Here is a 26,908-nt window from a genome sequence, read left to right as displayed (position 1 = left end):
AAATCAGTACTTAAGAAAGCATGGACTAGTACACCTAGGTATTGTGTAAACATTAATGACACTTTTGTTACCAATAACAGGGTGCTGTACTTATTATATTAATTAATGTTTTTGTAAATAAACTCCCTTGTAGCTTGAGAGGATGGTTTTTCATTTTGATATTAGCCACTTACAAAGACCCAGTTATTGCTGTAAAAAATCCTGACCAGCAGGCTATTTATAAAGTGGCGAAAAATTGAACTTTATCCCCTAAGGCTTCGTTCTAATTAGCAGAGAATGGGGGAATTGTTATGAAACAAGTAATCGCAGCTATGTTGTTATCCATTAGTGGCGTTGCTATGTCTTATCCTTTAGACAGCGACTATTGGGCACACCGAAGTGTGTTGTTTTTTGCGCCACAACAAGACCACGCAGTTGAAAAATTTCTGTCAGATGAAATGCGTTACCGTTGCCAGATCCAAGAACGAGATCTTGTTGTTGTAGTGATGACACCGCAACAAGCTTTAGGCAAAACTGGCCCAGTAGCAAGCCATGGGGTCTCTTATTTACGCGACAAATATAAGGTAGAAGATAACAAGCACATAGCAGTGTTAATTGGTAAAGATGGTCACGAAAAACACCGCTGGGGCGCGACTACCAATTGGCAGGAAGTATTTGAAATTATTGATGCAATGCCGATGCGCAAACAAGAAATGCTAAATAATACTAGTGTGTGCTCTGCATAAAAAAAAGAACCAAGCAGAAAACCTGCTTGGCTTTAAAGAAGGAAAGCTAAATATTTACGAAATGCTTAAAATTTGTATTTAACACCAACACGGGTTTTAAGTTGGCGTTGGTCAGTTTTAGAGCTAACGCTTGAGTTCCAAAACTCTACGTACGGACGCCATTTTTCAATTTGGTAACCGATGAAGATACCAGCGTCCCAGTTGTCATCACCATTGTTGAATTGTGGATCCTTTGCTGTGCCAGAAATAGGGTCCCACTCGTATTCATGGCTTTTCCAGTAGTTCGCTTCGTAATCTAATTTTAGATTAGGCATGCTTTTAACTTTGTAACCACCAGTTAGAGTGACTTTAGATTTAGTCCATGTCTCGCCGTTTTCTTTACCATCGGCATATTGGCGAATTTCATAGCGGTAGCGTAATGCAGTTTTTAAACCGAAATCTGAAGTATAACCTACACGAAACTGCGGCTTATATGTTACGCGCTCATCACCAAAGGTAATTGGCATACCAGGTTGGATATACCACTTCTTGTTCAACTTGTGTTTGTAGCTTAGGTCAAACTCTGAGTCACCACGTTGTAAGTTTTCAAGAAAACCGCCGTACTCGCCGTCTTCTTTCTTACCACTAAAGAACTTCATCTCTACGCTGTAGTTCCATTGACCAGCATCGCTTACTTTAGTTGAATCACCGATTTTAATTCGGTAGGCGTGAGCTTCTGTTTCGTGTTTGTATTCACTACGAAAATCTAATTGACCCGCAGCTACAGGTGCTGCGATTAATAGTGCACCAATTGCAATTGAAAGGCTTTTCATTTTTGTCATGATAAATTCCATTTCCAGTTAAGGCCCTTTAACAGGCCTAGTTTTTATTTAGGGATTTAGGGTAGTTGTTATTGTTTTCGGTATAACAGTTCTATATCTCGTTCAGCCCAAATTTCGGCGAGATTCTTTTTAACAGTAAACTGAGAAAAATCACCCGATTTTGAGAGAGCCAATAAGGTTTGGTCACTCATGCCTAGGGCCGCTTTACGATAAATTGGCATCATGCGCATTACTCGCGGAGTTTTTTTATGCGGGTAAGGCCAGTCTTCTGCTTTGTCTTGATATTGAGCTAACAGCTCGATACCTTTTTTTAATGAACCCCCATTAGGAGATTCATAATTCCATAGGTCTATGCCAATTTTTTCGCCCACTTGAGCAACACCAGATAAAGCATCTAAATTAAAGTAGCTGTAATGGTATGAGCGAGTGCGCGCTAATTCATGTGGTTGAGTGCCGTCGGCTCTAAACTGACTGTCTATACGCATTTTGCCTTTCTCTACCGCGTTCATGGCAATTGATTCTTTGCCTAAAAAGTAGGAAATGCCTGCAACTTGCAAGTCATACCAAGAGCCATGATTGTTTTCAGCATAGGCTTCACCTTTAGGACCACCGCCCAATTCACTGGTGAGCAGCCAATCTAAGTATTCGCCATACCATTGTTTAATGCCGTTCTCGTCTGCTTCTGTCCAAGCGGGAGACTGAGACACCATCGCAATTGCGTCTAACATTCTGTCTGCAAAGGAACGTGAATCAATAATTCCTCCGCGGCGTCCTTCAGCTCGGCCTGGCACACCTTGGGCATAATTCATGTTTGGGTTCATTCGTGTTTCAGGGTTTAAAAACCAAGTACGAATATAATCTATAGCCGTTTCTGCATATTGCTCGTCTTGACTAAAATAGTAGGCTATAGCTAAGGCTCTTACAGAGCGGGTAAACTTACCTAAGCGTTTGGAATCCGTTTCGCTAGTTTTTGATGCTGGATTTACCTTGCCATCAATACGATTCCAAGGAAGGCCATCAGCTTTATTTTTGTCAGGCCACCAATAAGGACTAATGCTTAAATAGTCGTTTTTGTTACCGCTAGGAGGAGTCATCCCTTTATCGGTCACCGAAAATCGACCTGCTTTGGTGGCGTATTTTGCTTCTTCTAACAAACGCTCATAGCTTTGAGTCATAGTTGCTGGAGCATTCTCAGAGTGCAGCAAGACTCGGTTGTTTTTTAATACTTCTTCTTTCACAAATACAAATTCGGCTGCAATAGCGCTTGAGCTGGTTGCGATACAAATTGCAAAAGCTAAAGGTTTATAACTTGTCATCATTAGTCCTTAGAGGTGACTTCGCTACTAGTATTAATGTAATACAAATATGCTATTGGGATTTTGGATTTGTATCTGTGAACCTGATCAGATTATTAAATATTTTTGTATGATTAAAAGGAAAAGGTTAAAAACTGTGGGCTAGATGAGGTTTAGCGTAAAGAAATGTGAGCTTAAACAGCTAATCAACCCTGTTTAAGGGAGAATTGAAACAACAAATTGGTGTTGAGCGCAAAGTAGAAACTTAGCTGAAAAAACACTTTTTCGTAAGAAGGTAAGTTATTGAATAGTTTGTTTATTGGATTGGAATAAGAGTAAAAGCTAATAAAGGCATCGATATAAGTGACTGATTTTCGTAATGCTTATCTAGGCTAAATCTTGTTGATGACTAAAACTAAAAACGGTTTTGTATGGATTTATTAATAGTGTTGATTAGATAGTGACAAAGGCTTTGTAAGCCTAAAAGCAGACTCTGTTTCTCTATTTTGTACTACATATCAAAGGGCTGTCGAAGCAACAACCCTAAAAATATGAAAGACTAGTTTTGATTTAGCGGCAACCAATCAACAGCAACACCTGCTTGGCTAAACATATCTTCACTAACTTTAATTTTGTCTCCCCAGCGCGATAAAAAGTCTTCAGATTGTTCTGGGCAATGCACGGTTGCAATCCCTGTTTGAATAATTTTTGCGGCGCAGTTAGGGCAGGGGAAGTGAGTAACCCAAATCTCGCAGCCAGACAAATCTCGTTTGGCAAACAGAATTGCATTTTCTTCAGCATGCAAGGTTTTAAGCAGTTTCATTTCTCTGTTGTCTGTTTCCGCGCTGTCAGATATGCCGTGTGGGTAGCCATTAAAGCCTAAAGAAACAATGCGGTTACTCTCGGTGATGACGGCCCCCACTTGAGTAGAGGGGTCTTTACTCCAAGAAGCCACGAGTTCTGCCATTTGAAAAAAGCGCTTAGCCCATTTAGAAACCATTTGTTTTACTCCTTCGTTAACGCGGCTATTGTGCGGTTGAACGCCTTGGCTTGCAAGTATTGATAAACATTACAAAAAACAGCTCAAGCAATACAGCCAATCTTTACTCGCTAAATTTGTTAATGGCCTGTGGTTTGCCATAGAGCCAACCTTGGTGCAAATAAACGCCTTTAGAAATAAGGTAATTTGCTTGTTGCTGATTCTCTACGCCTTCGGCCACTATTTGTAGATTTAGGTTTAAGGCTAAGTCGATTACGCCATCTAGTACTTTGGCTTGTGGAGAATTGGTATTAATGGCTACTACAAAACTGCGGTCTATTTTTAAGGCATCTAATGGCAGTTGTTGTAAATATTGTAGGCCGGCATAACCAGTACCAAAATCGTCGATAGCCAATTTAACGCCTTGCTCTTTTAGGCTCTGTAATGATTGTTGTACCTGAGGAGAATCTATTTCTACTAGTTCGGTTTCGGTTACTTCTAAACACAAGTTAGGGAAATCGGCATGTGCGCTTAGCACCTGTTTAATAAAAGACGCGTCTTTTAAATGCTGCCCGGTGATGTTGATATTCACTTTTAGCTGAGGACATTTGGCTAACAAGGAGTGAAGGTCATTCTTTAAGTTACTGATCACTTGTTCTGTAAGAGCTACTTGCAAACGATAGCGGTCAATATCGGGCAAAAAAGCATCAGGGTAACGCAGGCCATCTACCGGGTGCATCCAGCGAACAAGCGCTTCTACCGCGACTAACTGGCTGTTCCTTGTATCAAAAATAGCTTGGTAGTAGTTTATAAACTCGTGGTTTTTAAGTGCTAACTTAAGCCGAGAGCGCTGGCTAAGACGCTGGCTGCGATGTCGGTATACCAAGAACACGGTGCAGCATAGCAGTAGGGTATACATGCTTAACTGCACTAGGCTTAAACAATAGACACCTTTGTATAGTTCAGAAGTTGGGCGGCTGGCAACGAGGACTAGCCCTGGCAGTGCAGGAAAAACTTCGCTAACAAAATATTTATTGCTGTCATCATCAAATTGCGCAAAACCGCTGGTTTTACTTTGTTGTAATGGGAACAAAGGGCTATTTAAGTTTAGCGGCAAGCTGTAACTACCACTTACAAAAAGGGGAGTGCCATTTTGGCTGTCGCTTAAAGCGACGATGTCACTAGATTGGCTGGTATCTTCGATAAATGAACGGAATACCTCTAGCGGTATTGCTGCGTTAACTTCGCTGCCATCGGGGCGGGTTTTGGCAACAACCATGGCTGGTTCTTTGGTGTACTCTAGAACGAGAGGCCCAAAGTAGCGCAACACTTTAGAATTAATTGGCTTAAGTACGTCGGTGGGAGGATCTAGCTTCCCCCAGCTGGAGCACAGCAATTTGCCGTGTTGGCTTACCAAGCCCATTTCTGCAATGTAAGAGATCTTAAAGTGAACTTTGCGCAAGGCGATTAAAGTATCTTCTTGGCACTGTTCGCTTACATGAGAGAGTTGCTCAAACTGCTGGTCAATGGCCTTTAGGTTATGACTAATGTTGTTGAAGGTTATCTGATAGTCGTGATTAAAAGCTTCTCGCCTTTGTTGTTTGCTGGTTTCAACAATCCAAAAATAACTAATGATGATGGGAAACAGGCTGCAAAGTAGCGCAAATAACGCAGGCTTAAGTTGTAGCTGTTTAATCCGACAAAACATCAATAAAGTACCTTGGCCTGCAACAGAAATTAAGCGCTTAGCTATTGTGCTGCTTAGTTCAAAAATAATTTCGAGTGGCAAATTTACTTCATTTTTATGAAAGAAATGTTACAGCTGTTGGTAAGAAGGGATTGATAGTAGAAAAGGCAAATAAAAGGCTACAAAAGAAGGACTTGTAGCCTTGTAACTTAGTTATTTCATGCTTGCGATGAATTTGTCAGATTCGGCTATCGCTTTGCTCATTTGTTTAATTACGTCGGCAACTTCTTGCTCTAATCGAGAAAACTCTTTGCCAACCGCGCCAATGGCTCGAGCATTGAGATTATGTTTTAAGTAAAGCTGATTATCGTTTAAACGACTAAGAACGGGATCCATTTGCGCTTCAGCTATGCGCATGGCTTTAAGCATGGCGGCGTAACGTTTACGCGTATCTGAAAGCTGCTGCTTACTTTCTGCTTTTAAGCTGGCTGACTGGTATTGCTCTAACTCATCTTGCCATTCATCAAAAAGTGCTTCTGCAACACTGTCTACTTCATCTATCCGTTCACTTACGGTTTCGGCTGCTGCTTTAGAGTCTTTATATTGGGCATTTACTTCATCGTAAACATCTTCTAAATCGCCGCCATCAAAATTAGTTAAGGTTTTTAGTTGTTCAAGAGCCGAGGTGAATTGTTGCTGCGCATCTTGTTGGCTTTCTTGTGCTTCTTCCACTCGGTCAACTAATATCTCGCGTTTGTGGTAGCCCACCTTTTCCATTGCGGAGTAATAGGTGGATTCACAAGCAACAAGGCCTGTAAGCAATAATAATATGCTAAAAATTCTCATTAGTTACTCCCTGGTGTAAATCTCGCTGCGTCAATAATTGCCCAAATATGAACGATCACCGCAATCACAATGGGCACAATTAACCACCAAAGCGCGTAGCCTGCAGCAGTTATTACAAAAAACATCAAAGCCGACAAAATTCTGCCTTGAACTAATTGGCCTAGACCGGGGATAAAAAAACTACAAATAGCGGCAAGCACGTTGCCAGTAGAACCTTGATCAGACACTGTTCTTCCTTGAATTAACTCGAAACAATAATTGTATGTTGCCAGAGTCTAAGGCGCTATGCGAGTTTCACTGACGAATTCATTTCTTTGACAGCTTGCTTGGTGCCAAATGCGTATATTCGTTGCCTTAAAAGCATGGCTTGGCGATAATGCTGGCTCTGCAATTAGTAAAGCACTTGTGCTGGTTTCTGGTTTAACTTACGGATATTGAATGAAATTTCTCCACACTTCTGATTGGCACCTTGGGCGCCAGTTACACAATCAGTCTTTATTAGAAGATCAAGAGTATGTGTTAGAGCAAATTATTCAAATTGCCCAACAGCAACAAGTGGATGTGTTAATCGTCGCTGGTGATGTATTTGATCGCTCTGTGCCACCCAGTAATGCTGTTAAGCTGCTTGATGACACCCTAGATAAACTCGTTAATCAGCTAAACATTCCTGTGATACTGATTGCCGGAAATCACGATGGCGCGCAGCGCCTAGCTTTTGCATCGAGACAAATGCGTGAAAGTGGCCTTTATATTAGTGGCACTTTAGGTCAACAGATTCCTGCCATTAAGCTTGCCGCCAAAGATGGTGAATCAGTGGTGTTTTATCCGCTCCCTTATGCTGAACCAGCTACCGTGCGCGAAGTGTTTGAATGCCAAGCAACTAGCCATCAAGAAGCAATGCAAGTGCTGGTTGAACAAGTTAAACAGCATGATAGCGAAGGCTTAAAAAAGGTGGTGATTGCTCACTGCTTTTTAGATGGCGGTGATGAATCCGAATCAGAACGGCCCCTTAGTATTGGCGGGGCCGACAAGATTTCTCCAAAGCTATTTAGCGACTTTGATTATGTTGCACTAGGCCATTTACATGGGCCCCAATACAAGGGCTCACAGCAGATCCGTTATTCCGGTTCTCCATTAAAGTATTCCTTTAGCGAGCAGCATCAGGCTAAGTCTGTGACTTTGGTTGAGCTCACTGAAGACGACAGCAAAATAGAGCTGATTGCTCTAAACGCTAAGCGAGACGTACGCATTATAGAAGGTTATCTTGACGAGTTATTAGCTAGCGGAAGCGCCGATAGTCATCGAGATGATTACCTAATGGTGCGTTTGTTAGATAAGTCGGCCATTTTAGATGCCATGGGTAAGTTACGCGAAGTATACCCAAATGTTCTGCACCTTGAACGAACCGGCCTGATGGCGAATACAGACAAGCTTGAGCTTAATCGAGAGCACATAAAAAAAGGTGAATACGACATGTTCACCGACTTTTTTGCCCAAGTGTCTGGCGACGAGCTAAGCACTGAGCAGCAAGCCTTGTTAAAGCAAACTATCGACCAACTGCACCGCGGAGACCAATAATGCGCCCAATTTCTTTATGCATGAGCGCCTTTGGCCCCTTTGCTGGAACAGAGTTGATAGATTTTCGCCAACTCGGTCAAAACCCGCTGTTTCTGCTCAATGGCCCTACGGGCGCGGGTAAAACCACCATTTTAGATGCCATGTGTTTCGCCTTGTATGGAAAGAGCACAGGTGACGAGCGCGAAGCTTCACAAATGCGTTGCGATTTGGCAGATGAAGCCCTACTAACTGAAGTGATTTTTGAGTTTGAACTAGGGGCGAAACGCTACAAAATTCGTCGCGTGCCCGAACAAGCACGCCTTAAAAAATCAGGTGATGGTTATACCCAGCAAAAGCCCGAAGCACAGTTAAGTTTAGTTAATGATGATGGTAGTGAAGAGCTGTTGGTGCCCGCCAAAGTGTCTGAAGCCAATAGTCAGATAGAAGCACTTACCGGCTTAGATGCCGACCAGTTTCGCCAAGTGATGGTCTTGCCACAGGGCAAGTTTCGTCAGCTATTAATGGCTGACTCGAAAGAGCGGGAAAAAATATTTTCTCAATTGTTTCAAACGCATATATACAGAAAAATTGAAGATAGCCTTAAAAACCAAGCGGCTAGCATTCGTACAAAAGCCCTAGAGCAAAAAAATATTCGCGAAGGTATTTTACAAAGTGCAGATCTAAATGAGCAAAGCGATTTAAGCGAAGAGCTAGCCCAGTTAAGCCCGCAACTTGAGCAAGCCTTAGCGCAAAAACAGCAAACTGAGTCTCAGTACTCAGCAGCAAATAAAGACTATGAAGCGGCCAAACTACTCGACGAAGACTTTAATCTACAGGCTACTCTCAAAACATCTTTAAGTGCTTTGAACAAACAAAAAGCCAATATTAGCGAAAAGCAAACTCGCTTAGACCAAGCCAAAGCTGCTCAGGCTATTGAGGCCTTTGATACGGCAAAAGTGCAGCGTTTTAACGAGGCTAAACAAGCCAGTTTGGCACAAAGCCAGGGTGAAGCGGCATTAAGTTTGGCTCAACAACACTTGCAGCAAGCTCTGCAGCAAGTGGAGCAAATGCCAGAGAAAGAAGCGCAATTAGCGCAAGCTCAAGAAGGCTTACTTTCGCTACAAAACTTTAAGCCACTGATTCAAGAGCTAGAAAAGCTTAAGCATCAGCAAACTGCTGCTCAAGCAAAACTAGATAGCCAAGTAGAACAAGGCAAGGGGTTAAAGCAGCAGCTGGTAGATTTAGTTAGCAGTAAAGCCGCTTTGAGCGAGCAACTTACCAGCAGTCGCCAGTTGGCGGAAACCCAAGCTGAAAAACAGCGGCTTTTAGGTTTAGCTCAACAGTATGTTGAGCAGGCTGATTCTTTGGCTAAACTCAATCAACAGCTAAGTGAGAATAAACGGGAAGTTGAACAATCTGCTGAGCAAGGTAAGCAGCTTAAAGCTCATTACGAGCAAGCTCAGCAGCAGGCAAATCAGGTTCAACTAACTTGGCACCAAGGCCAAGCAGCTATCATGGCGCAACGACTTAAGGCTGGTGATGCTTGCCCAGTATGCGGCAGTACTGCGCATCCTCAACTTGCGGCGAGTCAGCAAGCATTGCCCAGCGAAAATGATGTAGAGCAGGCACGTAACAATGAGCAAATCGCGCGCGATAAACTAGAAGAAGCGCGTCAGCACTACAAAACCTTAAAAACTAAGCAAAGCGAATGGCTAAATCAACAACAGAAAGTTAGCCAGCAACTGGGCGATAAAGCGGCAACCTCATTGCAACAGTTTCGCGCAGAACAGGATGCTGCTCAGCAAGCTTTGGCCGCCACTCAACAGGCTCAGTTACATGCTAAACAACAGCAAAAACAACTAGAGCAGACAGAGCAAACAGAGAAGCAGCTGCAAGTTCAGGTAGAGCAAGCGCGTGAGTTATATCAGCAAACCAAAAGCCAGTTAGATGTGTTGCAAGGGCAGCGGGAGAGTGCTGAGCAAAATCTACCCGAGAAGTTTCAGCAGCCGTCAATTCTTGATGAAGCAATAAACTTACAACAGCAGCAAATTGAGCAACTTAAGACATCTATTGCAGTGATAAACGAGCAACACAATGTTGCTCGTGAAGACTTAAGTGCTAAACAATCGGCAGCTACAGCGGAAAAACAGGCGCTGCAGCTCGCTCAGCAAGCTTTAAGTGAAGCGCAAGCTACGTTTTCTGAACAATTAGCAAAATCCAGTTTTGCCAATGAAAGTGCCTTTAACATGGCTTTGATTAGTGATGATGAAATGGCAGCACTTGCAAAGGAGCTAGAAGAATATCATAGCGACTTAACAACAGTGTCTGCGCAATTAGAGCAATTAAAGGTCAAACTAAAGGGTAAAAAGCAGCAAAATCTTCAAGACTTAGCGCAAGCGCTTAACAAGCTGCTAGAACAAAAAGATTTAGCAGATGCGGAGTGGAACAAGCTCAATAATCGTCAGTTAAGTTTGTTAGAGATTCAAAATAAGTTAAATCAAGCCGATAAGAATGCCCAATCTCTCGCTGACCAATACCAAGTAGTAGGCACTTTAGCCGATGTGGCTAACGGCCAAACCGGTAACAAAGTGAGTTTGCAGCGCTTTGTATTGAGTGTTTTGCTGGATGACGTATTGCTGCAGGCCAGCCAGCGGCTAAGCGTTATGAGTAAAGGGCGTTACCAGCTTATTCGCAAAGAGCAACGGGCGAAAGGCAACAAAGCCTCTGGCTTAGAGCTAGAAGTGGAAGATAGCTACACTTCTAAAGTACGCCCTGTCGCAACCCTAAGTGGTGGCGAGAGCTTTATGGCTGCGTTAGCCATGGCGTTAGGGCTGTCTGATGTGGTACAAGCCTATGCGGGTGGCATAAAGCTAGATACTCTGTTTATTGATGAAGGTTTCGGTAGCTTGGATCAAGAGTCATTAGATTTGGCGATTCGAACTTTGGTGGATTTGCAAAGTGCAGGCCGGATGGTGGGGGTGATTTCCCATGTGTCTGAAATGAAGGAACAAATTACCAGCCGTATAGATGTGCTTAAGCATTCATCTGGCAGCACTACTCAGTTACACCTTCCTTAAACAAAAAAGCCAGGCAATGCCTGGCTTTTCGCTCAACTACATACAAACTTAGAAGTTGTAACGTAGTGAGTAGATGAAGGCGTTTTGGTTGCCTACAGTACCTAGCTTGTTGTAAGCGTAACGGTATTGGATACCGGTAGTTACGTGCTCGGTGGCATCCCACCAAAATGCTAATGCACCATTCATTGATACATCATCAGTTTCGCCAGAAACGTCGGTGTAATCTGACTTACGTGCAAATTCAGATTCGTGCCAGTTAGAGATCCAGAATTTTTGGTCCCAAGCGGTAAAGTTGTAAACCGCGGTCCAACCGAACATACCACCGTTAAAACCAGTGAAACCGTCGTTCCAAGAAGGGTTTGTGATAGTCATGTGAGCACCAACCCAAGGAGTAACAAACCAACCATCACCTTGGAAGCGGTATTGACCACCTAGTACAGTGTTGTTTGCAGCAAAACCTTTTGAGTCAGTTGCGTAGTGTTGGCCGTATAAACGGAAATCAGTATCAGCGATTTTGTAAGCAATAGTTCCTTTATATGCTGTACGTAGTTCATCGCTTCCATCTTGAACGTTTTCTAGATCGAAGAAGCCGTATACTTCACCCCAATCAAAACCTGCGCCACCTTCTAATTCAAGGTAAGCAAAATCTTCTTGGAAACCAGTACGGTCTTGAGTGTTTTTAGACCAATCTAAGTAGTTTACGCTGATGTTACCAAAACCGTAAAGATACTCGGCGCTGGCAGGCGCGCTGGCTAAAAGAGCGGCAGCTGAAAGTAGTGCAATTTTTTTCATAGGGTAGTTCCTTGTTCACGTTTAAGTGAATTACCGTGTGTGTTTTGTTTTGAGTTCGGCAGAAAGTTTATAGTGGAAGGGAACTAAAGTTCTGATTTGGATCACAAAAAACCGCTCACTTATTGGTCAATTAAATCTTATTAACCAAATATGTTTATGGTATTTAGCTTTTCACAAAAAAATAATAAAAATATATAAGTTACAAATATCTAAAATTCAGGCTCTTAGGCTAATTGTTGAGCACTAAGTTAAATTTGTGAGGATATTTTGAGTTTAATCTTCTGGTTTTGCTTGTTCTGCAAGTTTTTTTTGGCAGTCTTGGCTCACTATTTCTAGTGCTTTAAGCGCGAGCTCTGGCTCAATGTGGTTTTCTTCAAGTAATTGAATTAAATCTACAGCCAACTGAATGTGTTTTGGAGCGGAGTTAAGAGACATAGAGATCCGGGAGAGCTAAAGCTATGGGAAAATGACCTGAGTTGACACAACTCAGGCCAGTATTCGTTAGGATTTTATTGTTGTTGGATTACCCAAATTTGAAACTGCTTGCGAGTAGCTGCATCAGCACGCTGATACCAAAATTGCAGCATTTGTAATTCGGTATTGTCACCTGCAGGAACTGCTACATCGTTACTCGCTGCAGCTGCGTTATTGTTTGAGGCTGCTACTGCTGTAGCTGCAACAGCGGTTGTTGCTACTGCGGCAGTGGCATTGCTGTTGCTATTTGTTGAGCTTGCCGCTGGAGTGTCTGTTTTAGCTACCACGGCAGTGGTTGTGGCGGCAGCTGCTGCCGGAGCCGCTGTACCTTGTTTAGCCTCAATGGCTGCAATCTCTTCTAAATAATCACGAGAAAACTGCATACCTGGTTTTAAAGGCAGAAGATAATAACTTGAGTCTACAGAACCACCGTTTTCATCTTTTAAACTAAAGCTTGGCTTATCAGCAAATTTTTTGGCTTTGCTAATACTGCGGGGTTGTTGAGCTTTTAAAACGATGTCTTGGCCATCTTTAACATTTAAGTTGATAACGATGGGCGTTGACTTAATTATTTCTGAATTGCTGTTAGAGCCTACGTTGTCTGCGTAGCGAACCACAACTTGATGAGGACCAGCATTTAAGTCGGCGCTAGTTTTGCTAAGGCTAAGTACACCAGTAGACTGTTTATCTACATACATAATCTCAAAGTGACTAGGTGTAGAAAAGCTCGCGGCAAAGGCGTTGAAGCTTGCAATACAAGCAAATGTTAAGCTTACAGTCTTCCCAAAGAATCGCATGAATTACTCCTTAAAGCGTGATTCTAACTGATTTATTTTCTGTTCCAGTTTCCAAGTGGTTTTTTGACACTCACCTAAACGACTTTTTAAGCTGAGGATCTCCGCGCTTAGTCTAGCAGTATCTGTCTTGATATTACTACGATTAAGTACTTGGTTTTTTTCCGCAATTTTTTGTTCTAATTGCGCTTCAAATTGCTTTTGTTGATTGAGCTTTTCGCGCAGTTGATTTTGATCGCCAGAGTTCATTACTTTATTTAAGCGATTTTGCCAACTCTGGATCCGCTGTTGCTGGGGAATGGAGCGTTGTTTCTGTTTGCGAGTTATCTGGTTAATTTTACCTTGCAGCATGGCAAATTTACCTACAAAACGGTCGCAGTATAGTTTGAGCAAGTCTATGTCTTTGGTTTTTTCACCTAAGCGACTTATTTGAAGGAGGTCTTGTTCAAGTTCGCTAACATAGTCACTAAACAGATCACTACGACAGCTAAATCGCTCATCAAGTACTGCGGTTTTTGCGTACGCGCTGCGCTCACCTTGCAAATCTCGGTGTTCGGCTTGCTCCTTTAGTTGGCGAAGCTTTTGCGCCAACGTTTCAAGTTCTAACTCAACCATGCTTGCCAAGCCAGTTTACCGGCAATAACCATTACCACAGTAATAAACACCGGACGAATGAACTTAGCACCAAAGTGAATGGCAGAATGCGCGCCAACTACTGCACCAAGCATAATACTTACGCCCATGGTTAAACCAATTGTCCAATTTACGTGGCCTAAGTATACAAAGGTAATAAAGGAAACAAAGTTACTGGTGAAGTTCATCGCTTTTGCTAAGCCAGAGGACAATAAAATGTTCATCTTATATAGGGCCATGGACGATACCGTCCAGAAAGCTCCGGTACCAGGACCGGCAACACCATCGTAAAAGCCTAAGCTTAAACCTTGGCCAAGCATTTGTTTGGTTAGTTTTTTGTCTGCTTTGGGAAGCACTGCTTGGCCGTCGGCTTGTTTACGATTAAGGATGGTATAAACCGCGGTTGCCATAATCACTAGAGGTAACAGCTTTTCTAACCACTCGGTACTAATAAAGTCTACGATAAAGGTGCCGGCAAAGGCGCCAATTGCAGTAGCAACAAAGCTCCAAAGCCAGAACACCGGGTTAAATAGTTGTTTGCGATAAAATGTCCATGCAGCGGTGCTTGAACCAAAACTCGCAGCAAGCTTGTTAGTACCTAAGGCAATGTGAGGAGGTAAGCCAATGCTTAGTAAGGCGGGAATGGTTAATAGGCCTCCGCCTCCTGCAATAGCATCAATAAAACCGGCTGTAAGGCCTATGCCTACGATAAGGATTAAAACAGAAGGGTCGAGTCCCAGTTCTAACATCAATGGTCACTTCTTTTATAAGGTGGTAATGCAGCTAATAGTTGCTTGCCGTATCGACGAGTAGTGAGTCGACTATCGAGCAGCACGATTCTACCTGAATCACTTTCTTTTCTCATTAGTCTTCCGCAGCTCTGTACTAGTTTTCTGCTGGCGCTAGGTAAAGTTAGCAACATGAACGGATTTTGGTTGCGACTTTCAAGCAGCTCAGCATGGCTAGCCATTACTGGTTCTGTAGGAACTGCAAAGGGGAGGCGAGCAATGATAAGGTCGGTTAATAGATCACCGGGTAAGTCGATGCCTTCGCTAAAGCCGATAGTTGCTAGAATAGTGCTGGTTTGATTTTGTTGGCGGCTTTGTCGGTGTTTTGCCAGTATTTGCTGATTGGTTAATTGACCTTGAATCCAAAGGTTATCTAGTTTCTGCTTTTCTAATTGCTCTGCAACTTTATCCACTAAACGATAAGAGTTACAAAGTACCAATATACCGCCTTGATTGTGCTGAGCTTCGATGATCTTTTGAGCAACATTATTGGCAAATTCAGGATGGTCAGGCTCAGCGATATTATTCGGAACCTCTAAAATAACCTGTTGGTAGTTAAAAGGAGAAGGCAGCTTTATGAGCTGTTCGCTGGCTAACTTAGGTAAGCCAATTTGGTTTACATAATAGGAGAAGTTATCTAGAGCACTAAGTGTTGCTGAAACGGCTATAACCGAAAAAGCGTCTTGCCACAGCAGCTGTTGCAGCAAACCACCAATTTCTATTGGTGAACTACAAAGCTGTATTTCTTTATCTTTACGAGTAAACCAAAAGGCATAGTTTTTTTGGTTGTTTTCGTTCGCATAACTAAACAACACCTCCAACCAAGACTCAGCTAAACTTTGCATGATGCTTAATCTACTCAGTAAGGCTTCAGCCTGGGCAGACTTCATTTGATTGTTGGCAACGTTCTCTTGGATAACCCCTGCGTAATGTTGCAAACTATTGCTAAGCTTATTGGCTTCTTTATGGTAGTTACTGGCTAGGTTAATAATTGCCGATGGAGTTTTTCCTAAAGCGAAGCGCCAATGCTGGCTATTATCAAATGATTCTTTATTCGCATTTGCAACATCCTTAAGTTTGTTAAAGCAGCGGTTTAGTTCTGCGCAAGCTTCCTTTAGCTTTAGGCTGCTTCCTGCAATGGCATTTGGGTTTAGTATGTTAGCTAATTCTTTGTCGAACAGCTTTAGGTTCTCTAGCTCCTTCAATGCGTGATTTAGCATTAATTGTTTAGCGCTGGCTTCTCTTGCTATCTCTGGAAACTGATGAGCTTCGTCCAATATATAGATGCAATCTTCTGCTGCCGGTAGAATATGGCCACTGCCAGCATGAAGGTCGGCGAGCAACAAACTGTGGTTTGCCACAATAACATCAGCTTTTTTTAAACCTTTGCGTGCTTTATGAAAAGGACAACTTCTATGCCTAGCTGATTGAGCCGAGCAACTTAGCGTATCAACTACAACATGTTGCCAAATTTGCCAAGGTACTTGCCCTGGCCAGCTATCTCTGTCGCCATCCCATTTACCTTGCTGTAAAGCAATCGCCATTCTTTTGGTGAGATCTAATTGTTTAGGGGTGAGGCCTAAATCGGTGCTTGTAGCTGCTACAAGTTTATGGGCGCAACAATAACGCTGCCTTCCTTTTGCTAAGGCAAATTCAAACTCGCCGTGCGCTGCTCTATGCACAGTGGGTAAATCGCTTTCTATTAGTTGTTGCTGTAGGGCAACGGTTGCAGTGGAAATGACAACTTTTTTGTTTAGGGCTTTAGCTAATGGAATAGAGGCAAGTAAATAAGCAAGTGATTTACCAGTTCCCGTGCCAGCTTCTGCTAAAAGTACCCGTTGTTTACGATTAATGTCCCCAGCAATTGTTTTGGCTATTTGTGCAATAAGAGAACTTTGTGCAGCCCTCTTAATAAATGTTGGGTTTTGCTCCTGAAGAGTATTATACCAATGGCGAATTCGTTGTTTGTTTTTTTCTGTTAACATGAATTCCTCAATGTTGTTAACAACTTATAAGTAAGCGCTTATTCCATGCCTAGATATTATAGATGACTAGAGCGACATAAAATACTGTAAAAAAATCAAATTATTGGCTTAAATACTGTTAGAGCTAGATCACGTTTTTATCTCTAATACATTCTTTTATTGTGCCTGATTATAGTTTGACCACTCTAAAAGCGCGTAGATACAGGGTTTTACGTGATTTTATAAAAGTTCAATTTTTTATTGCAAAAATTTTTCAGCTTGATAATGTATTGACCAGACAGTGAGAAATCACTGTCGCACAGGGAATTTAAGGAACAAGTGTTTAATTGCTAAGAAGGCACAGGAAAAATGAAAAAGACAATTCTAGCGGTAGCAATACCAGCTCTATTCGCAGCATCTGCACAAGCTGCAACAGTATATGACGCTGACGGCGTAACAGCTGAACTTTACGGTCGTATGCAATTTGATATCAGTGATGCTGGTGGCGATGATTCAGACCTTGATGGTGTTGGTTCTGCTCGCATGGGCTTTAAAGCAAAATCTGAAATTGCATCAGGCGTTTACGGTTTAGCTCGTGGTGAATGGCAAATTCGTGCTGAAAACAGCGGCGAATCAGCTAAACAGCTTTCAGCTCGTCACATCTACGCTGGTTTCGAATTCGATGATGCTGGTTCAGTAGTATTTGGTCAAACTGATACTGCTTTCTACCAAGCTGTAGCTGCAACAGATATCTTCAATACCTACGGTTACGAAGCTTTCACAGCAATCGAAGATGGTCGCCAAGAAGGTCAAATCGTATACTCTGGTGAGTTTGGTGGTTTTTACGTTGGTGCTTCTTACCAGTTCCGTGATGAGAACTTCAAACTAGGTTTTGGCAACCCTGACTCAGGCATCCCTGCTGAACCTACTCAAGCTTCTTTAGATCAAGGTTACGCTGCTACTTTAGGTTACAACTTTGACTTCGGTTTAGGTCTATACGGTGGTTACCACGTAGAAAAATTTGATTCTTTCGAAAACGGTACAGTAAATGGTGCTGATAAGAAGAACATGGCACTTTCTGCTACTTACTCATGGGAAGACCTGTATTTAGGCGCTGTATACGCTACTACTGATTTAGATGGTGCAGAACTTGAAGGCTATGACTTAGTTGCTTCATACGATATTAACGCTGTATCTCTATATACTGGTTACGCTGCGCAAGAAGGTAAAGGTGACGCTAGTGGTTTAGGCGATACTGCTAAAGCATTCAAACTTGGTGCTGCTTACAAGTTCAACAGCAACATGAAAGCATGGGCTGAATACTTGAACAATGGCCTAGAAGGCGCTGACAACGAGTGGACTATCGCAGTACAATACAACTTCTAAGTTTATTGTTGCGATGAGCGCTAGTTAAGCGCTCTACAGCCATTAAAAAGCTCACTTCGGTGGGCTTTTTTGTTTTACCTGATTCTAAATTTTCCTTGTCTAACTTGTAAGCTCTGTTCCTTCACTTTCCCTAAAAAGCTTTTTAAATCTTAAGCTTGCCTAAATGTTTGCTATTAAATAGACATTATTTAGATTTTTATTTTGTTGATATGCCTATTGCACTTTCAATTAACCATAAAAGTTCATAAAAACTTCAAAAAAATGTTGATTTCACTCTCATTATCAGCAAATATGTCGGCCGTGAGAGGGAATTTACTGCTCAAGGAAACCATTCCAAGGACGAATGAATGGGTCAAGGAAGAGATAAATTATTAATCTCAAAATAGGCAGTGGAACTTTGAAAAAGACTATTCTAGCAATCGCAATCCCAGCATTATTTGCAACTGGTGCAACTAACGCTCAAGAAATTTACAACGACGGCGAAAACGCATTTTCTATCGGTGGTCGTCTTAACCTTATGGTTGAGTCTGCTAACAACGAAGGTGAGCGCGATCTTCGTTCAGAAAACAACTCTTCACGTATTAACCTAAACTTCTCTCGCAAAATGAGTGAAAATGTTACTGCTCGCGCTACTATGGAATATGGTCTAGACAACCCAAGTGGCAACAGTAACTCACCTTTCTTCAACCGTTTAGGTTTCATCGCAGTTGACCACGCAGACTACGGTTCTGTTTCTTACGGTAAGCAATGGTCTACTTACTACACTATCACTGGCGTAACCGATGTATTCTGGGTATACGGTGGCTCTGCTATGGGTATCTACGACAACGGTGATAAAGTAGGTACTGCACGTGCTAACGACGCACTTCAATACAACGGTAGCTTTGGCGGCGTTAACTTAAGCGGTCAGTACCAATTCGCTGATGAAGATGAAGGTCGTAAAGATAGCTACTCTGGTGCTGTTTCTTATGACTTCGATTTCGGTCTAAATGTTGGTGCAACTTACCACCAAATGAACCGTACTGATGCTGAAAAATCAGACGTATTCAACGATGGCGATGCTAAGCTTACTGCGTTAGCAGCTAGCTACAACCAAGGCCCAATCTACGCTGCTGTATCTTACGGTGAGTTCAAAAACCACGTACAGTTTGAAGGCGCTACTGGCGTATCTGACAAAGCTATCGGCCACGAAGGTGTATTCGCTTACACGCTAGACATGGGTCTACAGCTTTACACTGGTTGGAACGTTCAAGAAGACAAAAACTCTTCAGCTGACCTAAAAACTGCTTTAGTTGGTGCAATGTACGATTGGAACAACGTTCTTTTGTACACCGAGTACCAAGACGAGACTACTAAGTCTGTATCTGGTGCTAAAGAAGACGACAACCGCTTAGCTGTGGGTGTACGTTACAACTTCTAATTCTTTTAAGAAGATGGAAGTAAAAAGGCCACCTAAGGGTGGCCTTTTTGTATTTACTGATTTCAGTATTATTTAAAGTGCGAAACTTTCGCGCCGCTTAAACATACGGTGTTTGTCACTACAGCGTTGACAGCGTTGGGTGCTTGGGTCGTTTTCTAAACGGCCAATTTCAATCTCTTCTTCACAGTCGCTACACAATCCATATAAACCTAAGTCTATTTGGCAAAGTGCTGCGTCAACCCTTTGTAATTGTTTTAACTGAGTCGTTAGCTCTGAGAGCTGCAGTTTCAGGGCCTGGTCAATAAGTTCTTCGTTAGTTAAAGACTGTAGTTTGTCAGCTGTTAGCTTCAAGCTGGTTTTTTCTGAGGCAGTTAAAATTGAGATTATTTCAGACTTTAACTGCTCTAATTGTTGCGTGAGTCGCAACTGATAATCTCTAAATTCCACGTTTAAGCCCAATTATTAAATGAGCTAGCAGTATAAACACCGGGTCTAACCCCGAGATATGATGTGAATCAAAACGAAACACTAAAAAGCTATATAACTACTTTTATTAGGGTTTTGTTGATCTAATACAGAATATGAGCAAATAGTGCGAAGAAACGTAAAGCCAAGCTTAACGAAAGGTCAATCTTTGCATTGCTGTAAGCGGATTTGCTTAACAATAGAATTGGTATCTTTTAATACTCTGATGTTGCGAAAGAGATCGTCGGCTTCGGTGTAGTAGCCAGAAAGGTATCTTAACCACTGTTTCACCCGGCTTTGGTAGTACTTGGCTTTTTCACTGGTGATTTCGTGCTGAGAGTAGCGAATTAGCAGCTCAATTACTGCAGACCAAGCTAATGGCTCTTCTTCACCTCGTACTACTTTAGCAAGGTTCGGAATAGTAAGTGCGCCACGGCCAATCATTACATCTTCACAATCGCTGGCTTCTTTGCACTGTAAGTAGTTTTCTCGGTTCCAAACTTCTCCATTAGCAATAATAGGAATAGAGAACTGTTGTTTAACTTGCTTTATATAGTGCCAATGCGCTGGCGCTTTGTAACCGTCGAGCTTGGTCCTCGCATGAATGGTTAGCTCATTGGCGCCTGCTTCTTGCACAGCTTGTACAATATCAAAACAGTCATCTTTGTTTTCCCAACCTAAGCGAATTTTGGCAGATACAATATGGTGCTTTGGTACCGCTTTTCTTACTTCACTGACAACATCAAAAATTGATTGAGGGGCTTTTAGCATAGAGGCACCACCACAGCTACCAGTAACAGTATTGCTGGGACAGCCAAAGTTTAGATCTAAACCATGAGAGCCAAGTTCGATAGCTCTTACCGCATTTGCTGCCATGGGGCCAGGATGCTGGCCTAACAGCTGTACTCTAACCGGAGTGTGGCCTGCGATTAAACCTTGCTCATATAACTCCGGGCAGTACTTGTAAAATACTTTGTCGGGCAGGGCTACGTCAGTAACACGAATGAACTCTGTTACACACCAGTCGTAGCCACCACAACTAGACAAAAGCTGGCGCATGGAAGCGTCTGCAACGCCTTCCATTGGGGCTAAAACTACGCGCATAGTAAACCTTGGTTTGAAAAAACGGCCATTCTAACGGTTTGTGGTGTCTGCTGCTAGCAAATTAGCTACGCAAATTATTAGCCTGAATAAGCTGGATGCTCAGTTTATTTCCATGTTTTTGTTGGGTGTTTGTAGAGATGATGCTCAAGTATAATTGATCTAGATCAATGTTGATTGAATTTAGTTTAAAGGTGAAGTTTAGATGGACCAGCAGTTTAAAGAAGATTATAACGTATTCTATTTCCTAGGTTTTGTAGTGGCGCTGCTGTTACCAACCCTACCTTTGAGCTTGTCTCTGCTAAAAATATTTGGCTAATTTTTGGCTACTATCTAGGTTAGCACTTCGTTGCTTTATCGTCATAAACTGAGATAATTAAAGATTGTAAATACGCCCATCCTGTTTGGGCGTTTTTTTTGGAAAATGGAAGCCGGTATGAGCAGCGCTAATCTTGAGTATATAAAGAACGCAATTAAAACTATCCCTAACTATCCAAAAGAGGGGATATTGTTTAGGGATGTTACCAGTTTAATTGAAGATCCAAAGGCTTTTGCCTTGGTTATTCATGAATGGCAACAGCGTTTCGAAAACCTTGGTATTACCAAGATCGTTGGTACCGAAGCAAGAGGTTTTATTTTTGGTGCACCACTAGCGCTGGCATTAGGGGTTGGTTTTATTCCGGTTCGCAAACCTGGCAAGTTACCTCGCGAAGTCATTGGCGAAAGCTATGAGCTTGAATATGGTATGGATACTTTGGAAATACATACTGATGCTATTCAGCCTGGCGACAAAGTGTTGTTGGTTGATGATTTAATCGCAACTGGCGGTACCGCCGAGGCGTCTGTGAAGTTAATTCGCCAGTTAGGCGGTGAAATCAACTATGCGGCCTTTGTCATTAATTTGGTAGACTTACCTGGCGCACAGAAATTAACGACACTCGGAGTAGAATCAACTTATCTAGTTGAGTTCGAAGGCGAATAGGACAACAGCATTTAATGAATTATCAAGCCCTAGCGAGAAAATGGCGACCCAGAACATTCCAGCAAGTTGTTGCCCAGCAACATGTACTAGCTGGCTTGATAAACTCATTAGACCAACAGCGTTTGCATCACGCATATTTGTTTAGTGGCACCCGCGGTGTGGGTAAAACAACCATTGCGCGCTTGTTTGCTAAAAGCCTCAATTGTGAGCAAGGAGTGTCTTCTAACCCTTGTGGCAAGTGCAGTAATTGCCTAGAGGTCGATCAAGGTAACTTTGTTGACTTGTTAGAAATTGATGCTGCCTCGCGCACTAAAGTGGAAGATACTCGAGAGCTTCTAGACAACGTGCAGTATAGCCCCGCCAAAGGCCGCTATAAGGTGTACTTAATTGACGAAGTACATATGTTGTCACGCCATAGCTTTAACGCACTACTAAAAACGCTAGAAGAGCCACCAGAGCACGTTAAATTTTTACTTGCTACCACTGATCCGCAAAAACTGCCGATTACGGTGTTGTCACGCTGTTTACAATTTCAGTTGAAAGCGCTGAGTGAAGAACAAATATCTCAGCAGTTAGCGCATATTTTAGATGCTGAACAGCGTCAATATCAGCCTGCAGCGCTCAACGCATTAGCCCATGCAGCCGATGGCAGTATGCGAGACGCTTTGAGCTTAACTGATCAAGCGTTAGCCTTGTCTAACCAAGAGCTAGCTTACCAGCAAGTACTTAATATGTTGGGTGTGTTAGATCCTCATCAGTTGCGTCAGCTTCTTTGTCATGTCGTTGCCGGGCAAACAGAATCGGTATTCAGCAAAATTTCAGAGTTAGCGAGTATGTCGCCTGATTACGAGCACTTACATCAACAACTCGCTGAGATTATTCATAAAGTTGCGATGGCGCAGGTGCTACCAGCAAGCCAACATGATGAAACGATTCAAATGCTTGCAGAGCAAGTTGACGCTCAACTGGTGCAGTTACTTTATCAAATAGTGATTACTGGAAAGCGAGATTTTGCTTACGCTCCAAGCCCACGTAGCGGTTTCGAAATGACCGTGTTACGAATGTTGGCATTTCAGCCGGCAGAGCAGGGTGAAGTAGCAAGCCCGATTACTAAAGAAAATAGCCCGAGCAATGCAGATTTAGCGGATAAAAGCTTAGTAAAAGAGCAACAAGAAATTCTAGAACAGGCGACGCAGCAAGGTTACGAAATGCCTACCGCTCCTGCAGTTTCCCGTATTAGCGATAATGCGCCGGCTCCTGTTGATAAAGATGAGCGAGTTGTGCAGCGAGAGCAGAGCATTGCCAAGCTGAAAAATCAGTTACGTGGTGATAATTCTGAGCAACAGCAACAGCAACAGCAACAGCAACAGCAACAGCAACAGCAACAGCAAGTTGAACAAGCTGCATCACCTGCTGTCAGCCCTGTAGAGCCAGCAGCAGAAGCGGGTATAGGGAATAGGCCACCAGTGGTAAGCCATCCGGCGCCTTCCCAAACACCATCTTCATCAGCTCAAGCTGTTCCTCAGGTAAACACCAAGCAAGCCGCTGTTAGTGCCGATCAAGCAACGGTTGATGATAGTTATTATGCCCAGTTTGCCGACATGAATGCTGAGGCTGAATATGAAGAGCCTAATTACGCTGCCGAATATCAAGCTCAAGACTTGCCTGCTGCAATGCCCGAGGCTACTCCAGTAGATATTCCTCAAGCACCGGCTAAAGAAGAAACTGCATCTTTGCTGCAGTTAAGAAGCCAGCTACGTGGGCGAGGAAAGTCCGGAAAAAAGTCTGAAGAGGCGGGCGCCTCTACCAATCTAAAGCCAAACTTAGCACCAGCAAATGCTTCGGAGCCATCCTCTAATAATCTTTCACAGGTGCAGCCAGAAACGGTTGAACCAGTTGAGGAAGTAGAAACGGTAAGTTTTGTCGCCACTACAAACGACAATGATGAAGCTTGGTCCGAGATGGTGAAGTTTATGGAATTAGGGCCAATTGCTCGACAAATAGCCATTAACTCTTTGTATCAACTTTCTGAAAGCACCGTAAAGTTGCTATTAAAACCCGAGTTATCTCACTTGCCTAAAGCAAGCTCGGTGGAAGAGTTAAATCAGCAATTGAGCGTGTGCTTGCAGCAGGAAATTGAATTAGAAATAACTGTAGGTGAAAACTCAAATGGCAAAACACCTTTAGAGTTGGCGCAGTTACTTCATCAAAAAAATACCAATGCAGCCATTGATAGGTTATTGGGTGATCCTAATATCCAAGTATTGCAGCAACGCTTTGGCGCAGAATTAGATAACGACAGTGTGAAATACCACTGAACAACTTGATTTTCGACATTAATCTAGATGTAATGTCGCAGTTATAACTAATAGAAGAGAAGAGAATAGTTATGTTTAAAGGCGGAATGGGTAACCTAATGAAGCAAGCGCAGCAAATGCAAGATAAAATGCAGCGCGCTCAAGAAGAAATCGCCAAAATGGAAGTTACTGGTGAATCAGGCGCAGGCTTGGTGAAAGTTGTTATGCTTGGTAACCACAACGTTCGTCGTGTTGAGCTAGATGAAAGCTTAATGGACGATGACAAAGACATGATTGAAGATCTATTGGCTGCTGCAGTTAATGACGCAGTTCGCCGTGTAGAAGAAACCAGCAAAGAAAAAATGGCTGATGTAACTGGTGGAATGCAAATGCCTCCAGGTATGAAAATGCCATTCTAAGCTAGCTTAGAGCAGCAAATTGATTAGGCCGCATAGCGGCCTTTTTTGTGCAACACTTACTTTGCATGAACGTAGATTAAAATAGGTAGCAAGATGAAAGTATGCGGTGTCGAAATAAAAAGTAATGAAGTTATTGTTAGCTTGCTAACACTGGAAGATGGATTGTTTCAAATTCCAGATTGTCGTGTGCGCCGTCTTACTTTAAGCGACATAAACAGCACTCAGCACTTACGTGATTTTCAGTTCGCCTTTGCTAAATTGATGAGTGATTACAAGGTTGAGAAAGTGGCGATTAAGCAGCGCCCAATGAAAGGTAAATTTGCCGGTGGTGCGGTAGGCTTTAAATTAGAAGCGGCTATCGAGTTAATTAGCGAGCTAAATGTAGACTTAGTTTCAGCCACTAAATCTAAGCAAGTACTAAAAGATAACCCAATGCCGGTAGAGTTTTCTGCAACGGGCCTTAAAGCCTTTCAAGAGGCATCGTTTACCACTGCTTATGTAGCTTGTATGGCTTGATTAACGTTTAGATTCTAGCCTTAGGGCTGGATTTACGCGCAATAAAAAACCGATGCTAAAGCATCGGTTTTTTGTTTAAAGCGTAAAGCTTTAGTAACTAGTATGCTTCGTTGTGTACAGATAGTACTGCGCGACCAGAAGGATCTGCGTTGTTTGCAAAGCTCTCATCCCAAGCAATCGCTTCAGGGGTTGAACAAGCTACAGACTTACCGTGAGGTACACATTCTGCTGCAGAGTCTTGTGGGAAATGTTCTTCAAACATGCTGCGGTAGAAGTACGCTTCTTTAGTATCTGGCGTATTAATTGGGAAGCGGAAGGCCGCATTCGACAATTCTTGATCAGAGACTTCCAACTCAACCAACTCTTTTAAGCTGTCAATCCATGAGTAACCAACACCATCTGAGAATTGCTCTTTTTGACGCCAAGCCACTTCAGCAGGTAAGTAACCTTCAAAAGCTTCACGTACAATGTGCTTCTCAATTTTATCGCCGGCACACATCTTAGCTTCTGGGTTTATGCGCATTGCAACATCCATGAACTCTTTGTCTAAGAATGGTACACGGCCTTCAATGCCCCAAGCAGCAAGAGATTTGTTAGCACGGTTACAATCGAACATGTGCAGTTTCTCAAGCTTACGTAGGGTTTCTTCGTGGAATTCTTTAGCATTTGGCGCTTTGTGGAAGTACAAGTAACCACCGAAGATTTCATCAGCACCTTCTCCAGAAAGTACCATTTTAATGCCCATCGCTTTAATCTTACGGGCCATTAGATACATAGGAGTAGACGCACGAATGGTGGTTACGTCGTAGGTTTCAAGGTGGTAAATAACGTCTTTAATGGCGTCAATACCTTCTTGAACGGTAAAGTGAATTTCGTGGTGCACGGTACCTAAATGGTCAGCAACTTTTTGTGCAGCAATTAGGTCTGGCGAGCCTACTAGGCCAACTGCAAATGAGTGCAGTTGAGGCCACCAAGCTTCAGAGTTGTCATTATCTTCAACACGCTTATCTGCATACATTTTAGTGATTGCAGAAATAACCGAAGAATCCAAACCACCAGAGAGTAATACACCGTAAGGTACGTCACACATTAACTGGCGTTTTACCGCAGCTTCTAAAGCTACTTTTAAATCTTCTACACTAGCGTCGTTGTTTTCTACGTTTTTGTAGTCCATCCAATCGCGCTTGTAGTATTTAACAGGTTCGCCGTTCTTGCTGTATAAGTAGTGACCAGGAGGGAATTCGCTCACTGTTTTACAAATAGGCGTCAATGCTTTCATTTCTGAGGCAACGTAGAAGTTACCGTGCTCATCGTAGCCAGTGTAAAGAGGAATAATACCAATATGGTCACGACCAATTAGGTAGGCGTCTTCTTCAGAGTCGTATAAGCAGAAACCGAAGATACCGTTTAGGTCGTCTAAGAACTCAATGCCTTTTTCTTTGTACAAGGCCAAGATGATTTCACAGTCAGACTCTGTCTGAAATTCAAAATCAACATTAAGCTGTGCTTTAAGATCTTTGTGGTTGTAGATCTCACCATTAACCGCAAGAGCGTGAGTTTTTTCGGGATTATAAAGAGGTTGTGCGCCGGTATTTACGTCTACGATAGATAAACGCTCATGCACTAAGATGGCATTTTTTGAAGTGTAAATACCTGACCAATCCGGGCCACGGTGGCGTAAACGTTTTGACATCTCAAGTGCTTGCTTACGCAATACACTGAGGTCAGATTTAATGTCTAGAACTCCAAATATGGAACACATACTCTTCCCTTAACTACTTTGTGTTTACTCTCGAACAAATGGTACTTCGCCATTTGTTCCAATATTGCCCTCAATTTGCCAAGATCAGAAATTATTGCAAGTCCTGAATGACATTTTTTGCTAAAAAA

Annotated in this window: 24 protein-coding genes; 9 read left to right on the top strand and 15 right to left on the bottom strand. The window is 42.6% G+C overall.

The annotated features are described in order from the left end of the window. Window positions 1-290 precede the first annotated feature (290 nt). On the top strand, window positions 291-725 hold the full coding sequence (locus OAG1_RS12495; protein ID WP_338621509.1) for a DUF4174 domain-containing protein: 435 nt from the start codon (window positions 291-293) through the stop codon (window positions 723-725). 65 nt (window positions 726-790) lie between these two features. On the opposite strand, the gene OAG1_RS12490 is transcribed toward OAG1_RS12495, so the two are convergent. From OAG1_RS12490 to OAG1_RS12465, 6 genes are all read right to left on the bottom strand, one after another. After that, on the bottom strand, window positions 791-1,546 hold the full coding sequence (locus OAG1_RS12490) for an oligogalacturonate-specific porin KdgM family protein (RefSeq protein WP_338621508.1): 756 nt from the start codon (window positions 1,544-1,546) through the stop codon (window positions 791-793). A gap of 68 nt (window positions 1,547-1,614) precedes the next feature. After that, window positions 1,615-2,862, bottom strand: a complete 1,248-nt coding sequence (locus OAG1_RS12485; protein WP_338621507.1) for an alginate lyase family protein — start codon at window positions 2,860-2,862, stop codon at window positions 1,615-1,617. 538 nt (window positions 2,863-3,400) lie between these two features. Next, the gene (locus OAG1_RS12480) at window positions 3,401-3,841 is read right to left on the bottom strand and encodes a cytidine/deoxycytidylate deaminase family protein (RefSeq protein ID WP_016404080.1); all 441 of its coding nucleotides are present in this window, start codon (window positions 3,839-3,841) and stop codon (window positions 3,401-3,403) included. 103 nt (window positions 3,842-3,944) lie between these two features. Continuing rightward, window positions 3,945-5,609 (bottom strand): EAL domain-containing protein, encoded by a 1,665-nt coding sequence (locus OAG1_RS12475; RefSeq protein WP_338621506.1) that lies wholly within the window; start codon window positions 5,607-5,609, stop codon window positions 3,945-3,947. Window positions 5,610-5,720: 111 nt separating this feature from the next. Then, window positions 5,721-6,353 carry a DUF2959 domain-containing protein gene (locus tag OAG1_RS12470; protein ID WP_338621505.1) on the bottom strand — a complete coding sequence of 211 codons (633 nt, stop codon included), beginning with the start codon at window positions 6,351-6,353 and terminating at the stop codon, window positions 5,721-5,723. Beyond that, window positions 6,353-6,580, bottom strand: coding sequence for a hypothetical protein (locus OAG1_RS12465; protein WP_220718200.1), 228 nt, complete (start codon window positions 6,578-6,580; stop codon window positions 6,353-6,355). Before OAG1_RS12465 ends, OAG1_RS12470 begins: the two co-directional genes overlap by 1 nt. Window positions 6,581-6,791: 211 nt before the next feature. Between OAG1_RS12465 and OAG1_RS12460 the strand changes: the two genes are divergently transcribed. Continuing rightward, entirely contained in the window at window positions 6,792-7,931 is a 1,140-nt protein-coding gene (locus OAG1_RS12460; RefSeq protein ID WP_338621504.1) for an exonuclease SbcCD subunit D, read from the top strand. After that, entirely contained in the window at window positions 7,931-10,987 is a 3,057-nt protein-coding gene (locus OAG1_RS12455) for an SMC family ATPase (protein WP_338621503.1), read from the top strand. Before OAG1_RS12460 ends, OAG1_RS12455 begins: the two co-directional genes overlap by 1 nt. A gap of 48 nt (window positions 10,988-11,035) precedes the next feature. Here OAG1_RS12455 and OAG1_RS12450 read toward each other — a convergent pair whose 3' ends face one another. From OAG1_RS12450 to dinG, 6 genes are all read right to left on the bottom strand, one after another. After that, a complete protein-coding gene (locus OAG1_RS12450) occupies window positions 11,036-11,779 on the bottom strand; it encodes an outer membrane protein OmpK (protein ID WP_016401154.1) in 744 nt (247 codons plus the stop codon). Between the two features lie 273 nt (window positions 11,780-12,052). Beyond that, entirely contained in the window at window positions 12,053-12,214 is a 162-nt protein-coding gene (gene rsmS / locus OAG1_RS12445) for a pleiotropic regulatory protein RsmS (RefSeq protein ID WP_016401153.1), read from the bottom strand. A gap of 74 nt (window positions 12,215-12,288) precedes the next feature. Next, complete coding sequence (locus tag OAG1_RS12440) at window positions 12,289-13,050, bottom strand: DUF2057 domain-containing protein (protein WP_338621502.1); 762 nt, start codon at window positions 13,048-13,050, stop codon at window positions 12,289-12,291. Window positions 13,051-13,053: 3 nt separating this feature from the next. Continuing rightward, on the bottom strand, window positions 13,054-13,662 hold the full coding sequence (priC, locus tag OAG1_RS12435; RefSeq protein ID WP_338621501.1) for a primosomal replication protein PriC: 609 nt from the start codon (window positions 13,660-13,662) through the stop codon (window positions 13,054-13,056). Further along, window positions 13,650-14,429 (bottom strand): TSUP family transporter, encoded by a 780-nt coding sequence (locus OAG1_RS12430; protein ID WP_338621500.1) that lies wholly within the window; start codon window positions 14,427-14,429, stop codon window positions 13,650-13,652. The genes priC and OAG1_RS12430 overlap by 13 nt, the downstream gene beginning before the upstream one ends. Next, window positions 14,429-16,453 (bottom strand): ATP-dependent DNA helicase DinG, encoded by a 2,025-nt coding sequence (dinG, locus tag OAG1_RS12425; protein ID WP_338621499.1) that lies wholly within the window; start codon window positions 16,451-16,453, stop codon window positions 14,429-14,431. Before dinG ends, OAG1_RS12430 begins: the two co-directional genes overlap by 1 nt. A 348-nt stretch (window positions 16,454-16,801) precedes the next feature. Between dinG and OAG1_RS12420 the strand changes: the two genes are divergently transcribed. Next, window positions 16,802-17,818, top strand: coding sequence for a porin (locus tag OAG1_RS12420; RefSeq protein WP_338621498.1), 1,017 nt, complete (start codon window positions 16,802-16,804; stop codon window positions 17,816-17,818). Between the two features lie 397 nt (window positions 17,819-18,215). Next, window positions 18,216-19,238, top strand: coding sequence for a porin (locus OAG1_RS12415; protein ID WP_338621496.1), 1,023 nt, complete (start codon window positions 18,216-18,218; stop codon window positions 19,236-19,238). A 72-nt stretch (window positions 19,239-19,310) separates the two neighbouring features. Here OAG1_RS12415 and OAG1_RS12410 read toward each other — a convergent pair whose 3' ends face one another. Beyond that, on the bottom strand, window positions 19,311-19,685 hold the full coding sequence (locus OAG1_RS12410; protein ID WP_016401144.1) for a TraR/DksA C4-type zinc finger protein: 375 nt from the start codon (window positions 19,683-19,685) through the stop codon (window positions 19,311-19,313). 180 nt (window positions 19,686-19,865) lie between these two features. Then, the gene (locus OAG1_RS12405; RefSeq protein WP_338621495.1) at window positions 19,866-20,807 is read right to left on the bottom strand and encodes a tRNA-dihydrouridine synthase; all 942 of its coding nucleotides are present in this window, start codon (window positions 20,805-20,807) and stop codon (window positions 19,866-19,868) included. 433 nt (window positions 20,808-21,240) lie between these two features. Here OAG1_RS12405 and apt point away from each other — a divergent pair, with 433 nt between their 5' ends. From apt to OAG1_RS12385, 4 genes are all read left to right on the top strand, one after another. Beyond that, window positions 21,241-21,786, top strand: coding sequence for an adenine phosphoribosyltransferase (apt, locus tag OAG1_RS12400; RefSeq protein WP_016401140.1), 546 nt, complete (start codon window positions 21,241-21,243; stop codon window positions 21,784-21,786). Window positions 21,787-21,800: 14 nt separating this feature from the next. After that, entirely contained in the window at window positions 21,801-24,104 is a 2,304-nt protein-coding gene (gene dnaX, locus OAG1_RS12395) for a DNA polymerase III subunit gamma/tau (RefSeq protein ID WP_338621494.1), read from the top strand. A gap of 71 nt (window positions 24,105-24,175) precedes the next feature. Beyond that, on the top strand, window positions 24,176-24,502 hold the full coding sequence (locus OAG1_RS12390; protein WP_016401138.1) for a YbaB/EbfC family nucleoid-associated protein: 327 nt from the start codon (window positions 24,176-24,178) through the stop codon (window positions 24,500-24,502). A gap of 93 nt (window positions 24,503-24,595) precedes the next feature. Next, complete coding sequence (locus OAG1_RS12385) at window positions 24,596-25,018, top strand: DUF3010 family protein (RefSeq protein WP_338621493.1); 423 nt, start codon at window positions 24,596-24,598, stop codon at window positions 25,016-25,018. A 97-nt stretch (window positions 25,019-25,115) separates the two neighbouring features. Here OAG1_RS12385 and asnB read toward each other — a convergent pair whose 3' ends face one another. Continuing rightward, a complete protein-coding gene (gene asnB / locus OAG1_RS12380) occupies window positions 25,116-26,780 on the bottom strand; it encodes an asparagine synthase B (protein WP_016401136.1) in 1,665 nt (554 codons plus the stop codon). Window positions 26,781-26,908 lie beyond the last annotated feature (128 nt).

The organism is Agarivorans sp. OAG1 (assembly GCF_037076485.1).
GTDB lineage: Bacteria > Pseudomonadota > Gammaproteobacteria > Enterobacterales > Celerinatantimonadaceae > Agarivorans > Agarivorans albus.
This window is presented reverse-complemented; position numbering and strand designations above follow the sequence as displayed.